Annotated in this window: 8 protein-coding genes; 2 read left to right on the top strand and 6 right to left on the bottom strand. The window is 41.0% G+C overall.

Annotated features, from left to right (window positions below; translation table 11 throughout):
- Positions 1–33: 33 nt before the first annotated feature.
- Positions 34–2,292 (top strand): acyl-CoA dehydrogenase, encoded by a 2,259-nt coding sequence (locus tag PCIT_RS03440; RefSeq protein ID WP_010363264.1) that lies wholly within the window; start codon positions 34–36, stop codon positions 2,290–2,292.
- A gap of 14 nt (positions 2,293–2,306) precedes the next feature.
- On the opposite strand, the gene PCIT_RS03435 is transcribed toward PCIT_RS03440, so the two are convergent.
- The 5 genes from PCIT_RS03435 to PCIT_RS03415 form a co-directional block, all read right to left on the bottom strand.
- Positions 2,307–2,744 carry a hypothetical protein gene (locus PCIT_RS03435; RefSeq protein ID WP_010363265.1) on the bottom strand — a complete coding sequence of 146 codons (438 nt, stop codon included), beginning with the start codon at positions 2,742–2,744 and terminating at the stop codon, positions 2,307–2,309.
- Positions 2,745–2,986: 242 nt separating this feature from the next.
- Positions 2,987–6,133, bottom strand: coding sequence for an efflux RND transporter permease subunit (locus tag PCIT_RS03430; RefSeq protein ID WP_010363266.1), 3,147 nt, complete (start codon positions 6,131–6,133; stop codon positions 2,987–2,989).
- A 6-nt stretch (positions 6,134–6,139) separates the two neighbouring features.
- A complete protein-coding gene (locus PCIT_RS03425) occupies positions 6,140–7,315 on the bottom strand; it encodes an efflux RND transporter periplasmic adaptor subunit (protein WP_010363267.1) in 1,176 nt (391 codons plus the stop codon).
- A 306-nt stretch (positions 7,316–7,621) separates the two neighbouring features.
- Positions 7,622–11,779 (bottom strand): hybrid sensor histidine kinase/response regulator, encoded by a 4,158-nt coding sequence (locus tag PCIT_RS03420; RefSeq protein WP_010363268.1) that lies wholly within the window; start codon positions 11,777–11,779, stop codon positions 7,622–7,624.
- A 294-nt stretch (positions 11,780–12,073) separates the two neighbouring features.
- A complete protein-coding gene (locus PCIT_RS03415; RefSeq protein ID WP_010363269.1) occupies positions 12,074–12,397 on the bottom strand; it encodes a hypothetical protein in 324 nt (107 codons plus the stop codon).
- A gap of 598 nt (positions 12,398–12,995) precedes the next feature.
- Here PCIT_RS03415 and PCIT_RS03410 point away from each other — a divergent pair.
- On the top strand, positions 12,996–15,662 hold the full coding sequence (locus PCIT_RS03410) for a TonB-dependent receptor plug domain-containing protein (protein ID WP_010363271.1): 2,667 nt from the start codon (positions 12,996–12,998) through the stop codon (positions 15,660–15,662).
- Between the two features lie 280 nt (positions 15,663–15,942).
- Here PCIT_RS03410 and PCIT_RS23305 read toward each other — a convergent pair whose 3' ends face one another.
- A complete protein-coding gene (locus tag PCIT_RS23305; RefSeq protein ID WP_337913958.1) occupies positions 15,943–16,080 on the bottom strand; it encodes a phage integrase N-terminal SAM-like domain-containing protein in 138 nt (45 codons plus the stop codon).
- Between the last annotated feature and the right edge of the window lie 13 nt (positions 16,081–16,093).

Here is a 16,093-nt window from a genome sequence, read left to right as displayed (position 1 = left end):
GAACATATAAAACAAGGTGAACAGGAGGTCAAAATGGCTTTAATTGTGTTAGTGATTATCTTGGCATGTATTGTATTTATGGTCAGTGCATTACGTTTTAAATTAATTACAATACCCGTTATGAACTACTTTAAATCGGCATTACCGTCGTTGAGTCAAACTGAGCAAGAAGCAATGGAAGCCGGCGATACTTGGTGGGATGCAGAACTGTTCTCAGGAAAGCCAAATTGGCAACAATGGCATCAAATCGATGCGCCGTCATTGAGTGACAAAGAACGCGATTTTATTGATTCTAAGTTGGTACAGCTACTGTCAATGCTTGATGAAGAGCAGATCCAAGCTGATAAAGACTTACCGGATGCTGTTTGGGCGTATTTAAAGCAAGAAGGTTTCTTTGCGTTTATCATTCCAGAAAAATTTGGAGGTTTGGCATTTAGTGCGCAGGCTAACTCTACAATCGTGGCTAAAATTGCCAGCAAAAGTCTATCGGCAGCCGTTACTGTTATGGTACCAAACAGCTTAGGGCCTGCTGAATTATTACTTCATTATGGTACACAATCACAGCAATCTCATTGGCTTCCCAAATTAGCCTCAGGAGAAGCCTTACCATGCTTTGCTTTGACAGCATTAGACGCAGGCTCTGATGCGGGTAGTATTCAAGACTTTGGTATTGTCTGTGAGGCTGAATTTGAGGGGAAGCAGGTTCTTGGACTAAAAGTGAGCTGGGACAAGCGTTATATTACACTTGCGCCTGTTGCGACGGTGCTTGGTTTAGCATTTAAGGTGTATGATCCGCAGCACTTACTCGGTGATAGTGAAAGTTTAGGGATCACGTGTGCGTTGATCCCGACCAGTCACGAAGGGGTAACGATCGGTGCTCGGCATAATCCGCTTAATCAAGGCTTTATGAATGGTACTACGCAAGGTAATGAGGTTTTCATTCCACTTGATTGGATCATTGGCGGTAAAGGTGGCATAGGGAAAGGGTGGAAAATGCTGGTATCGTGCTTAAGCGCTGGAAGGGGAATATCGTTACCCGCGTTAAGTGCTGGCAGTGCACATTTATGCACTCGAACAACCAGCGCTTATGCCAAAGTAAGAGAACAATTTGGACTTCCCATCGCTGCTTTTGAAGGAGTTCAAGCAAGCTTAGCACGTATTGCAGGCCTAACTTACAGTATAGAAGCTTGTCGTCAAACAACGGCGCAAGCAATTGACATGAAAAAGAGTCCTGCAGTAATTACCGCAATTGCAAAGTACCATTTAACCGAAATGTCGAGGACTGTGATGAATGATGCATTAGACATTCATGCTGGTAAAGGTATTCAGAAAGGGCCAAATAACTATTTAGCGAATAACTATATGGGGATCCCTATATCGATTACAGTGGAAGGTGCCAATATACTCACGAGAAATTTGATGATATTTGGCCAAGGTGCTACACGCTGTCACCCTTATATATTCAAAGAAATTCAAACAATTCAGAGTTTAGATGAAGCACAAGCGATAAAGCCTTTTGATAAGCTTTTAATGGCACATTTACAACATTCTGGAGTGAATGTTTTGAAAGCGCTATGGTTTGGGATAACTCGAGCAAGATTTTCTCAAGCGCCAGTGAGCGGGCCTACGAAGCGATATTATCAAAAATTGACTTGGTTAAGCACGTGCTTATCTTTGAGTGCTGATTTAGCAATGCTGGGTCTTGGAGGCTCTTTAAAACGGCGAGAAATGTTGTCGGCTAGACTCGGTGATGTTCTGAGTCATTTGTATTTAGCGTCATGCGCCTTGAAGAAATATGAACATGACGGCAGGCAACAAGGAGATCTACCATCGGTAAGCTATGCTGTAGAACATAGTTTATCTGAAGGTTTTCGAGCATTAGATGAATTCTTTGACAATTTTACCCATCCTATTTTCGCTTTTTTACTCAAAAGCTGGACACATATTACGGGCCATGGTTGTAAATTGCCTTCAGATAGTCTCGTGGTCAAAGTGTGTAATGCATTAACTTATAGTGAAGCGGCACGAGAGCGCGTTAGTCATTTGTGTAGCGTGGGTGAGGAGGGGGCGGTGCATACGATGGAGCACGCGTACATACTTGCCAAAGCCACTGAAAAAGAACGGGGAGAGTTTAAAAAGTGGCTGAGAGGTAGAACGGATACCCTGTCGATGTCATTTGAAGAGAAAGTTGCATTAGCGGTAGCGGACAAAGTGATAAATGAATCGCAAGGGAAATCTCTTTTAGAGGCCGAGCGTTGGCGGGTAAAAGCGATTTCCGTCGATGTTATTTAACACAGTATAATACGTTAGCGGGCGAATGGATCAGGGTTAATTTTATCTACATACCATTTGCCTTTTTTACGCAGCAACTGCACACTGCGCATGTCATCGACTTGTTCCCCGCGCAACATACCAGTAAATACCATATTAATTTTTGCCGAATCACCATACTGTTCGCGCAAACTCTGATTGGTCATATCTAGCTCAATAGTTACTTGGTCAAATTGCATGTTTACTAGATTACGCGTGAATTGCTTCGCTGTGCCGTAAGAGCGCATAACGCGTGCTAGGCGCGGAGTTGCGTGCTTTGCTGCCATTTCTAAGTTATTTTGATTGTATAAAGAGTCAAAATAGGTTGTTGCAGTATACCCCGGGGTACTTGACTCACCAGTGCCTTTATTGTCTTTGCCGCACCCGGCAAGGAGCAATGTAAAACATGCAAAAATTACGGTTAAATACTTCATAATGCAGTCTAACTTGAATAACGTAATGATAAGTTTGTAGTCTAAATGTAGATATGTAAAGTGCTATACGACACTTTACTAAATAAATACTAGCTTATTCATTCTTTATTATTAACTTTAAAGAGTTAATTCATGATAAACAAAGGTTTGTATATTAATTCAGATATTCGAATTTGCTTTGCCTGGCATGTACAATAGAAAAAGCTCGGTAGTGTCTACCGAGCTTTAGTCGTTGGGAGTAATTATTCTGACGCAGTATTATTTAATTGCGGTGAATTTTTGTGAAACCATTTTCGCTTTAGTGCTTTTATATCCTCTAACACGACATACTGACATGGGATCAATATGAGCGTTATGACTGTCGCAAACAAAACACCGAATGCCAAAGAAACCGCCATTGGTATCACAATTTGCGCCTGTAAGCTGGTTTCAGTAATAATTGGAACTAATCCAATAAACGTAGTCAAGGAAGTCAATAAGATAGCTCTAAAGCGTTTACAGCCAGCTTCAACCACTGCTTGTTTAATGGTTGCGCCTTTTTCACGCGCTTTGTTGACAAAGTCAACCATAACCAGTGAATCATTAACGACGACCCCCGCGACAGCAATTATGCCAAAGAAGGATAGGCTACTCATCGTCATTCCCATAACGATGTGTCCAATCACGGCCCCAACGACTCCAAATGGGATCACAGACATGATCAGAAGCGGTTGTGAATATGACCTCAAAGGAATCGCAAGGAGTGCAAAGATAATCATCATCGACAGCGCAAAGTCACGTACTTGCTCGGCAACACTGTCCATCTCTTCTTGAATTCTGCCCGCAACATTACTTTCAATACCTGGGTAATTAACCAGTAAGGAAGGCAAATATTCATCTCTGATCTCTTTCGCAATTTCAAAAGGTTCAGCTTGATCAGTATCAACTGAAGCCCAAACGTTTACTGTGCGTCTCGCGTTTTCACGACGTATACGATTCACACCGTCAACCAGTTTAATGTCAGCAACTTCGGCTAATGGTACTTCAGCACCAGCGGGAGAGATAATACGCACATCTTGAATATCGCTAATGGAGTTTCGAGACTCTTTTGGGTAGCGGATCATGACTTTTATTTCTTCGCCGTCGCGTAGAATACGCTGTGCTTCTAACCCATAGTAACTAAAGTTAACTTGGGAGGCCACGTCCGCAAGTGTTAACCCCATACTATAAGCAAGCGGTTTCAGTTCAAGTTGAACTTCATCTGTAGCACTTTGCATTGAGTCATTAACATCACCCACACCTGCAATTGTGTTGAGTTTAGTTTTTAGCTTCTCTGCCACTTCTTTGAGTAAAGCTTTGTCTTTACCTTCTAGCCTAAAGCTAATGTCGCCATCATCTCGCCCACCATTTGAAATACTATCGCGAATATTCAGCGTTTTTACACCCGGTAACTGGGGCATTTGCTCTCGCCACAGGGCGCTAAGTTCAAAAGTGTCAATAGGGCGTTTATCTGGCTCCACTAATATAGCCATGATTTGAGCATTTGTGCGACCACGTAAGCTTACAGAGAGATCTCGGATCATACTTTGCCCGTATTGCTCCTCAACTTGCTTATCAACATTTAAAATTAACGTTTCAATTTTTTGTGCGCTCAGAAGCGTCGCACTTTCTGATGATGATAAGTTCATCTCAATGGAGATTTCAGGGAAGTCATGAGGTATTTTAGGGTTCGCGACAAATTTAATAAACCCACCTGCAAACAACCCTGCACTTACAATTAAAATAGTTAAGAAGCCAACAATAACGGTATAACGATAATGGATACAGCGTTCAATAAAGGGGCGATATAAATGCTCGATAAAGTTTTTAAGGCCGCCGTCTAACAGTGCTCTTAAGCGATGCAATGGGTTTTTTGGATTACTTGGTTTGTCTTTCATTGCTGCAAGGTGGGCAGGTAAAATGAGCTTAGACTCAATAAGCGAAAAAATTAAACACAAAATAATAACGCCACCAATAGCCTTTGAAAACGCAGCGGCAGGACCAGTTGCTAAGGTTTGAGGTAAGAACGCAGCTACTGTGGTAAGTACGCCAAATGTAGCAGGTATAGCAACACGCTTTACGCCTCGCACAACATTATCTAGGCTGTGTCCATGCTCTTCAATTTCAGAGTGTACGGACTCGCCAACAACAATGGCATCATCAACAACAATACCGAGTACAAGAATAAAGGCGAACAGTGAAGCAAGGTTTATAGTGACGTCAAGCCCGCCCATTGGCATAAACAAAAATGCGCCAAGAAACGATACCGGCAAGCCCATCATAACCCAAAATGCTAATCGGACTCGTAAAAATAATGCCAACATGAGCATAACTAACAAGCCTCCCCAAATCATGTTTTCGACCATCATGTTTAAACGGCCATCAAGATAATAGGTTAAGTCAATAAAGGGCTCTAACTCGGTGTCACTTGGTAGGGTGGTTTGGCGTTGAGCTAAGTAATTTTTGATTACGTCAGCTACTTTTGAAATATCTTGATCTTTAGACGCACTGACTTGGAAAATGAGTGAGTTTTTACCATTATATTTTGAGTATTGTAAGCCTTCTTCAAAACCATCATTAACGGTTGCCACATCTCCTAACTTAATTTGAGCGCCATCTGCTAATGTAAGTAATGGTAAGTTTTCAAACTCATTACCGCGATATGCTTGGTTCTCGACTCGCATTGAAATATACCCATTATCAGAGCGTATTTGGCCGGCAGACATATTAGCTGAGAAAGCTGATACAGCATTGGCTATATCACGGAAGCTTAATCCGAACTCACGCAGCTTATCAGGACTCACCTCAATGCCTATCTCATAATTTAAACCACCATTAAAGTCCACAAGGTTAACCCCTGGTAGCGCCAACATCTCATCATGTAAGGTATTACCGAGCTCTTTTAGTTCTTGCGCAGGTAGATTACTACTCAGAGCAAGCCACATTACTTCTTGGGTAAACTTATCATAGCGAACAACAGGCCTTTCCATACCAACAGGGAAGCTTGATATGGAATCGACTTGCATTTTCACTTCATCCAATACCTCTTGCGGATTATACTGCTCTTCTACTTCAATCCAGGTTTGTGACATACCTCGGTTTGAATAAGTGATCAGACGTTTGATCCCTTCAAGTCCCTCCATAGACTCTTCTACTTTAATGGTAATTCCTTCTTCAACTTCTTGAGGGGCGGCGCCGGGGTAGACAGCTTGCACACTTAACCAGTTGTTTTCAAACTGTGGGAACATTTGCTTTCGGATTGAAAACGCGGTTAACACCCCCCCTACGAGAATGAATATCATGAGCAAATTTGCGGCAACAGGGTTACGAGCAAACCAAGCGATAATGCCTTTTTCAGATGGAATAGTCATAATCGCTTACTCCTTTTTTAATGCTAATTGTGTTTCTGGCGACTGGGTTAAGGTATTTTCTATGCGCACAGTCATGCCGTCAGAGGGGTACTCTAATGCCGATGTAATGATGTGATTACCGTCATTTAACCCATGGTCTGCAATGATCAACCCGTTGGCTTCGCGGACAATATTGAGTGACTTAAAGGTAAGAGTTGAGTCTCCTTGTAATGTTGCAATTCGACCATCTTTGACTAAATGCCTTGGTACTATGACTGCTGACTGTAACCACTGACCTTCGATTTTTGCGTTTAGGTAGGTGCCAAAACGCAGTGGTTTTTCTGTCAATCCGTAAGGTATATCTACTTGTGCAACTAGATAGGTCATGCGACTACGTTCATCAATAACCCCTTCGCTACGAACTATTTGACCATTCCATGTAACCGGCTTTCCTGCAAACTTAGCTGAAAGCACCACAGGTGCGTTAATTCCATTGTTGACCAGATATTGTAAGTCTTTGTCAGCGACAGGTAAGCGTATCTCAGCAACTGACGTTGCGTTAAGCGCTCCAAATTGACTGCCAGGGCTGACAACACTTCCTAAGCTCACTTGGCGGCTTTCGATGATGGCATCATAAGGCGCTTTAATGTAAGTTCGCTCTAGGTTCCGTTTGGCGCGTTTTTCACTCGCTTGTGCAGCTCTAAATTGTGCCAGTTTTTCAGCCAATTGCGGTTTTCTTAAATAGAGCTCTGATGGAATGGTTTCATTGGTATTGTTTTTTATACGTTGCCATTCTGCTTTAGCTACATGTGCTTGTGCTTGTTCAATTTCTAATGCAGAACTTGCTTGAGCCAAATTGGCTTGCGCTTCAATTAAAGCTGCTTCGTAGTCATTCGGATCGATACGCGCGAGAGTTTCTCCCGTTTTTACGAAGCCACCACGGACGAAACGTTCTGAGATTTGAATAACTTGACCACTCACTTGCGCGACTAAGTTAGTTGTATACTTAGGCTTAACTATGCCATATGAATCAACTGTCAATTGCATAGGCGCAACTGTGACCGTTTGAACTTCAACTAATGGGTGGATCACCTTTTCGATTTTTTCTTCGGGTGGTTTTTTCATCGCGGAAAATGCTGCAGATATACCTATTCCTGCAATCAGTACCGCGATGGGTAATATAATCTGTTTTTTACTAGCCACGTTATAGTCCTTCCTACTATTGAAACATGAGATACTAATTGACGGTCAGTACCGATGCTTTTAATGATACGATAATAGATGTGTCAAGGTGTTTAATTGTATTGGTAAGTTGTAACAAAGCATTGCGATTGAAGGAGCTTGTTTACATATTCTCTCTAAAGTGGTCGGTAACGTTCAGGTGATAAGCAATTAAACATTGATGTTGGTTCAGGGGGTTATTTTCAATTAGATATTTGGCATGCATTTATGAGTGTATGTGGAACTTACCTCAATATTAGAATATCAGGCACAGTAGCAAACTTTAGCTTATGAGCGAAGCGCTTTAGTCAGCCATAATTGGAGTTTATTCAGTACTTTTTCAGCTTCTATAGGTTTGGTAATATAATCGTTCATACCGGCATCAAGGCATTTTTGCTTATCTCCTTGCATGGCATTTGCAGTCATTGCAATAATGGGAATAGATTGGTTTTGAACGCCAGCACTGCCTTTTCTAATCTGTTTAGTTGCTTCATACCCATCCATCTCAGGCATTTGGCAGTCCATGAGTACCAGTGTAAAAAGTACGTTTTTCTGTTCAGACTCTTTTAATTTCAATAGAGCTTCTACCCCGTTTTCTGCTACTACAGTGTCAATACCGACTTTGCTGAGCAGTTTAAGAGCGACGAGTTGATTGACTTTGTTGTCTTCAACAAGAAGTACTCTCGAATGGGCAGACCAAGTGCAATCACTGTCTGATAGGCCATTTTTATATGAAGGGGCACGGGTACTGTCTAAAAATGCTTGAACATCAGGGTGGACCGTTGATAAAGCTGCTAAGAGATCTTGCTTTGTCGCTGGTTTTGGAAAAGTTGCATCAATCTCTTTGTCCCCTGTATTTTCAACATCATTTTTATCTCCTAATTGACTCATCATGACCAACTTTAATCTAGGGTTAGCAGTACTCGCTTTAAGCCTTTTGATGAATGATAAATTATCCATGTCTGTGAGTGTTTTATTAAAAATAACGAGATCGATTGGGTTTGTATCCACTTTAGTAACGTCGCTAAAAAGGGCTATGGCTTCATTTGCACTTTTAGCGACTTTGACCGAAATACCCCAACTTTCAAATTGTCGCTTTAAGGCTCCTCGGCTTGAGCTGTTACCATCAACAATTGCGACAGTTAAGTTAAGCGTGCCAAACGCAGGATATGTATCGGGGAGCTGTGTGTTTGCATCGAGCAAGCAGGTTATTTCAAAGCAACTGCCTTTGCCTAACGTACTAGAAACAGAAATATCTCCCCCGAGTAATTGGCACAGGCGCCTGGTAATACTCAACCCAAGACCAGTCCCACCATATTTTCTGGTGGTTGATGCATCGACTTGACTGAAAGAATCAAATAAAGTGTCAATCTTTGAATGTTCGATGCCAATTCCGGTATCTGTAATTTGGCAAGTCAAAATTGTATTATTGTTGTTATCTGCGCTGGAAAGCTTAGCTGTCACAACAATCTCTCCGTGTTCGGTAAACTTTATCGCATTACTTATAATATTCGTCAAAACCTGCCTGATCCTACCAGGATCTGATGTCACATGAGGGTGGTGGATATCCGCTAAATCTAAAATAACTTCAACGCCTTTTTGTTGGGCGGCTAATGTCATTGATTCTGACAACTGTTCAATCAACTCTGTTAAATTAAAATCTATATGCTCTAGCTCTAGTTTATCTGCTTCAATTTTAGAAAAGTCTAAAATGTCGTTAATGAGCGTCAATAATGACTGAGCACTTGAACTAGCGATGTTTACCGAGTGGGCTTGATCAGAAGATAGGTTGCTATTTTTTAGCAGGTCTAGCATACCAATGACTCCATTCATGGGCGTTCTTATCTCATGGCTCATATTGGCTAAAAATTCAGACTTTAATTGCGTTGCGGCTTCTGCTTCTTTTAGTGCATCGGCCAAGTCACTTGCTTGAGCTTCCAATGATGCTGTTTTTTCTGATACTTGCTCTTCTAACTTTATAACAAACTGTTTCTGCCTGATAATCTCAGCTTTTTGCAATCTTGTTCTTAAGTAAATTGCTGTTACAACGATAAAAGTACCTAAAAAACCGTATAAACTATATGCCCACCATGTTTTCCATGGAGGCGGTGAGACATGTAAATTAATAGACAGTTGGTTTTTACTCCATTTACCATCACCGTTTGTTGCTTTGACTTGAAATTGGTACGACCCGCCGTCTAAGTTAGTAAACGAAGCGGTATTTCGGTTCCCTATCTCTATCCAGTTGTCATCGTATCCAACGAGTTTGTATGCATATTGGTTTTTGTTTGGTGAAATAAAATCGAGTGCTGAAAATTCAAACGAGAAAATATAATCAAGATAAGATAAATGAATATCTGTGGTATAAGAGTAGGGCTTGTCAAGTTTCATCGGCTGACCCATAGTATTAAAGCCAGTTAGTATGAGGTTTGGGTCTATTTGATTTGTTTTTAATGGCGCTGTACTAAAGTATTCAATACCACGCTGGCTGCTTGTGAATAGTGTGCTGTTATCACCTTCTACTAGGCTGCTTGGGTAATAATTTAGGCCCAGTAAACCATTTTGGCTGTCAAAATTACTCACTTTTCCCGTTGTGGGGTTGAACTTAGAGACTCCTTTATTGGTTGTTAACCACAAGTTTCCTTCTTTATCATCGGCAATTGCTCTGATGAGTGTGGTTGGGAGGCCATGATCAGTGCTGTAGTGCTTAAAACCTTGATATTCAGGTAGGTATAGATTAAGCCCTTTTTGCGTCGCAATCCATATGTTTCCATCGCGCGTTTGCTTTATATCTTGGACTATACTGCCGAGTAAACTGCCGGGTTTATAGTTATCAGCTTTGAATGACAAAAAGCGCTGACTTTCTTCTACCCATAAATTAGCGCCTTCCCCTGTACCTACCCACATGTTTTCTTGGTTGTCTTTATAAAGTACGAGTACTTCAGGGTGCGATAGCCCGAATGATGAGTCTAAGTGTCGAAATGTATGTTCTTTTGTGTCATAAACATAGATTCCATTTTTATAGGTACCTACCCAAAGGTTGCCATTTTTGTCGGTACTGAGTGCTCTGATCTCCCTGAATTGTTGATAATGGGGCCCTGTAGTAGGGTAAGTCAATACCTCAGTTTGTTGAGTGTGTAAATTAAACTTAGCAATCCCTTCATCTTGAGCTACCCACAAACTATTCTGGTCACTTAAATGAAGGACTGGGCGCTCCAATAGTCGATTGCTATCAAACCCATTGAGTTCGCTGAAAATAGAAGGTGAGAGCTTTGTTAGTGTTTGTGCTGAAACTTGCCACTTATAAAGCTGCGACGAAGATGTCGCGATTAATAGGTCGCCATTACCGTCGGTGACAATGCCATTTGGCGCAACTAGCTCGGGGTTTTTAATTGATTTAAACTGGCGGTGAGGTACGAGTTTGAATATTCCATGAACCTCATTTGTGATCCAAATAGTTTTGGCTTTGTCTTCGAAAATAATTCTTAAGCCACTGTTATACTCAAGATCTAACTGTTCTATTTTTTCGCTTGAATTTGACTGTCGGAATACCCCTTTACTGGTTACAAACCAAATATATCCAGCTTGGTCTTCAATCATTGAGTTAACTTGGCCTAACAGGTTATCGTTCAGCACTCCGAGTTGTTTAAACGTGCCAGTTTTTATATTAAAGAGAAAAGGCCCTTGCTGAGTGCCCACATATATTTTGCCTTGGGATGTTTTTAATATATGACGTATTTCATTGGCACCTGTCGGTGTTTTATTACTTGGATCTGGGAAGTAATAGCGAAAAGTCTGTGTTTTTTTATTATATAAATTAAGGCCATAACTCGTAGCAACCCAGAGGCTATCTTTGTCTTTGCTTTCTATATCCCATACTCGATTATGAGAAAGCCCAGGTGTTGTATCTGTTGCCTTCTTTATATGCTCAAAGCGGCTTCCGCCTAAATATCGGTTTAAACCTTGATCATAAGAGCCAAGCCAAACAGACCCAGCTTGATCATGATATAAAGACTGGATCCGATTGGCTGATATTGAGTCTGGCTGTTTTGGGTCGTGTAAAAAGTTTTGAAATTGGCCTGTTTTAAGATTGTATTTATTGGCGCCGCCACCCCATGTGCCTACCCAAACATGACCGCTTTGATCCGACATGAGATTACCAGCATCATTATGAGATAACCCATTCTCACTGGCACTATCAAATTCAAACAGTGTTACTTTACGCCCATCGTAGCGCATTACCCCATTTTCAGCGGTGCCAAACCACAGCAATCCTTGTTTATCTTGAATTATTGAATAAATCTCAGATGACACAAAACCATCTTCAGCAGTTAATTTTTTTACCGCATATTCATTAGCAAGCATGGGATATTGTGCAAAGCAGTAGGGGGATATTAGTAGTATTAGTACCAAGGCTGCACGTGTAAGGGTGAACAGTTTATCCATAAGAGATTATTCTACCGCCACTTTTTGACAATGAAACGTGAAAATGAATGTTATTAGAGTAGTTTATATAGCCTGTTATTTCTATGACGAACACGTTAAAATTAAACGTAGTGGAAAAATGAATAGGGTATTAAGGTTAATGACTTTAGTGTGCCATGCTAGATGAAATAGCTTTAACGTGGAGTCAAGCGTTACCGAACTAGGCTAAAATTAAAATGCGCCCGAGTTGTATTTTAGGTCACGCTGTTATGGCTAAGCTGCTGTATTGGCGCTTAGCCATAGTGAATGTAATTGTTAGTTAGTTTCGATATAGCAAATTACGGCTCTTTGGTCAGGAGTATCTTGTGTGTCTTTGATTAGGTAACTAGATTTTAAGCTATTCTGACAGGTACACATATCAAAATGCGTGATCATATAGTTTTGACCAAATTCGTCTTTATCAGTTTTAGTAATGCTACAGGTTGGTTCACGCCACCTAGGGTCAAAGCCACTTTCTCCAATCGCGACGATTTTAATCTTTTTTGAGCTGATGATAGTGTTTAGTTCATCAGTATGTGCTTGAACATTTAATGTCGTTAATGCACATAATGCTACCAAGCCAGTTATTAGCTTTTTCATATTTTATCCTTAATTAAATCAAGCTTCGCTAGAGTTTAAACTCTATTTAGGGTGGGGTATCTTATTTGCTCGAAATATAAAATCAAGGTTTTTTTATTACTTTTTAGTAAGATGAAGGCGTAGGTGTTTTAATTAATGCAATATTGAAGCTTATCATTCTTCTTTAGATTTTAGATAAGTAGTATTAATGTTTTATGCTGATAAATAGTAAATGTTGATGTAATAATAAATTCTTACAATTGAGCTAGCAAAGCAACGAGTTCTACTTTGAGATAGGCTTTGAAAGTCTATGCGGTAGTGGGTATTGATTAGATTTCCAATAAAGGGGGGCGCCTTGAGGTGTTCTGTTTAATCAAAATATACTAAACTTAGTATAGATTATTTAGTAGCGGTTTTTATCTTCATTATCCCTTAAAAGTAATTAAAAATATTGCACTTCCAAGATATAAGGGATAATTATACCAAAACTGTTGCTATTTTATGTACTAATGCCGGCTGTGTGTTGTTATTTTGTTGATTTGTTTGTGCCTGTAAAGTGTGATAAAACTTTAGGTGATTAATTAAAACAATAACTTACACTACAACAGGGACAAACATAATGAAGGCAACATATTCTCTTAGTGCACTATCAGCAGCAATCCTGCTCGCTCACTCAGGAAGTGCGGTATCAGCCGAGGAAAATAAGGTTGAACGGATCGAAGTAACGGGCTCACACATCAAACGCACAGACATGGAAGGCCCCTCACCAATTCAATCGTTATCAGCATCAGACCTTGCAGCAACCGGCTCAACGGATTTAATAGGCGCGCTCGCTAAGTTGCCTGTATCTGGTGCTGGTACATTCAGTACTCAAGGTAACTCGAGTGATGACACTGCAAATGGTGGTTCAAGCGTTGCGTTACGTGGTCTTGGCGCTTCTTCAACGCTTGTTCTTATTAATGGTCGCCGCGTTGCAGTGAGCCCGTTTGCGAAAGACATTGAAACATCGTTTGTTGACTTAAATAGTATTCCTGTTTCGTCTGTAAAGCGCATTGATATTCTAAAAGATGGTGCGTCAGCAACCTATGGCTCAGACGCCGTAGCGGGTGTAATTAATATCATTTTACGCGATGATATAGAAGGCTTTGAAGTCTCAGGTAAAGTGTCTGATACAGCGGACGGCGGCGGCGAGGAGCAAAACTTTACGCTTTTATGGGGCTCGTCTAACGATAAAGGCAATCATAACTTCTCACTAGACTACTTTAAACGTGGCGATATTTTTTATTCTGATAGAGATTACACCGCCAGTGCAGATCAGCGTTTTCGCGGCGGTAATAATGCGCTTAGTTCAGCAGGCTTCCCTGGTAGCGTAGAAGTCGTACGCAGTATGTTGACTGAGGCTCAGTGGAATGCGTTGCCTGTTGTCAGAGTTGAAGATGACGGCACAAAAGTTCGTCAGACTATTTTTGCTGATACATGGGGTAACGACAAGTGTGACGAGTCGTTGATCATTGGTGATATTTGCCGTTATGACTATGCACCGCATATGAGCTTAGTGCCATCGACCGAGCGTTATAGCTTTAACTACAACGGTGTGCAAGAGATAACCGATGATATTGAAGGCTTTGCAGAGTTTTCAGCACAACATTCGTCGACCTTCATTCAAGGTGCGGGTAGCCCAAGCTTTACTGAGCTGACAATGATGGGTACTAACCCGAATCACCCATTAGCAAATGATCCGACTCACTTTTTACATGGTGTAGATATTTCAATGCGCCGCCGAACCGTTGATATCGGTAATCGTAAAAAAGACGTAGACTCAGAGTATTACCGTGCAGTACTCGGCGCTCGTGGTAATTTTAAAGAGTGGGATTGGGAAGTTGCTTATTCAACAATTCGTTCAAGTGCGGTTGAACGTGGCTTTGATGGCTTCCCAAATAAGTTGCGTGCACAGCAAGCTATTGATAATGGTTTATGGAACCCGTTTGAACCAAGCACAAATACAGCCGAAGGATTAGCGTTCTTTGAAACCACCACAACACGGTATGGCTCATCGACCATGCAGGCGTTAGATGGGACGATATCAGGCGAGTTGTTTGAACTTGAGTCTGGTTACATCGCAGGTGCGTTTGGTTTTGAACATCGTAAAGAAAAAATAGAAGACAACCCTGACAGTCAATATTTACGTGGCGAAATCTTCGGCACTGAAGCAACACAGGCAAATGGTGATCGTGATAATACCGCCATTTTTGCTGAATTCAGCATTCCAGTTTTAGAAACCCTCGAATTACAGCTTGCTGTTCGTCATGAAGATTATAGTGACTTTGGCACAACCACTGATCCGAAAGTGGCATTTCGTTGGTCGCCGATTGATGAATTGGTTGTTCGAGGCTCTTGGGGTACGGCATTTAGAGCGCCTTCGCTGGTTCAGTTACACTTAGGGCGTACAGATGAATCTCCAAGTGTGATTGATAAAGAACGTTGCCGTCAAACCGGTGCAGAAGTTGACTGTGAGCCAACTGAATACACGGCGATTGTGGCGGGTAATAAAAACTTACAACCAGAAGAGTCTGAAAACTTCAACTTAGGCGTGGTGTGGGAAGCAACAGATAACTTCAGTATTGGGGTTGATTACTGGAACTATGACCAAGAAAACCTAATAAAGAAAATTGGCGCACAAAAACTGGTTGATTGTTGTGGCAGTGATTCAAGCTTAGTAGTGCGCGCACCAAATCAGGGCAGTACACTGGGCCGTATTTTACAAATTAACGACACCTTTGTGAACATTGGTGGCCGTGAAACAGATGGGTTTGACATTAATTTAGAATATAAATTAATGACCGACAATTTAGGAGAGTTTAAATTCAATTATAACCTAACGTATGCGCTTAACTTTGAAGAGCAAGCGTTTGAAAGTGACGACGCAGGTAATCGTATTAACGTGATTGATGACCGCAACGGCGAATACCAACATCCAGAGCTACGTTGGACCAGTGGCGTTGATTGGAACCGTGATGACTGGGTCGCAACCCTTAGTGTGAGTCATATTGGTTCTTATAAAGATTTAGCCGATAGTAATAATGACAAGTTTGGCATTGATTCATGGACCACCATTGATACTTCTGTCAGCTATGTTGGTTTTGAAGGGCTAGTATTAACGGCTGGTGCGGCGAATTTATTGAATGAAGAAGCGCCACAAGCGCCTTCTGAATCTATGGGCGTTGATAATAAAACTCACAGCTCATTAGGTCGCCAAGCTTACTTAAAGTTTAATTATAAATTTTAATAAGGAGCCTATTTAGGTCATAGAGCTTGTTGATTAAAATAAGTTGGTTTGAAACTGGTTATTTTTAATAGATAACTTTGTATAAATTGACGAGTATAAAACCTCAGCTGTTAGCTGGGGTTTTTTTATTTATAGACAATTTCAAAAAGATGAAAATAGTTGGAGGTGAACGGCCTTTGTAGAGCACAATGTTTTGCTGTGTAATTGGATGTGGCTATGATTTTTGTACTTATTTTAGAATGATTGTCACTGGTCATTTTTTTAGAGTGGGGGTCACTGGTTATTCTCTTAGGTTTTTTTTATCATTAAAAATGATGAATGACTTGATCCAGTATAAATACATCTTCTCATTTTTAATACTATAGCGCCTTGTACGCAGTTCGGTTCGCACAGATTCAAGAAAAGGAGAGGAAGACATAAGGAATTCGATA

Origin of the sequence: Pseudoalteromonas citrea, from assembly GCF_000238375.3 — a bacterium.
Lineage (GTDB): Bacteria > Pseudomonadota > Gammaproteobacteria > Enterobacterales > Alteromonadaceae > Pseudoalteromonas > Pseudoalteromonas citrea.
This window is presented reverse-complemented; position numbering and strand designations above follow the sequence as displayed.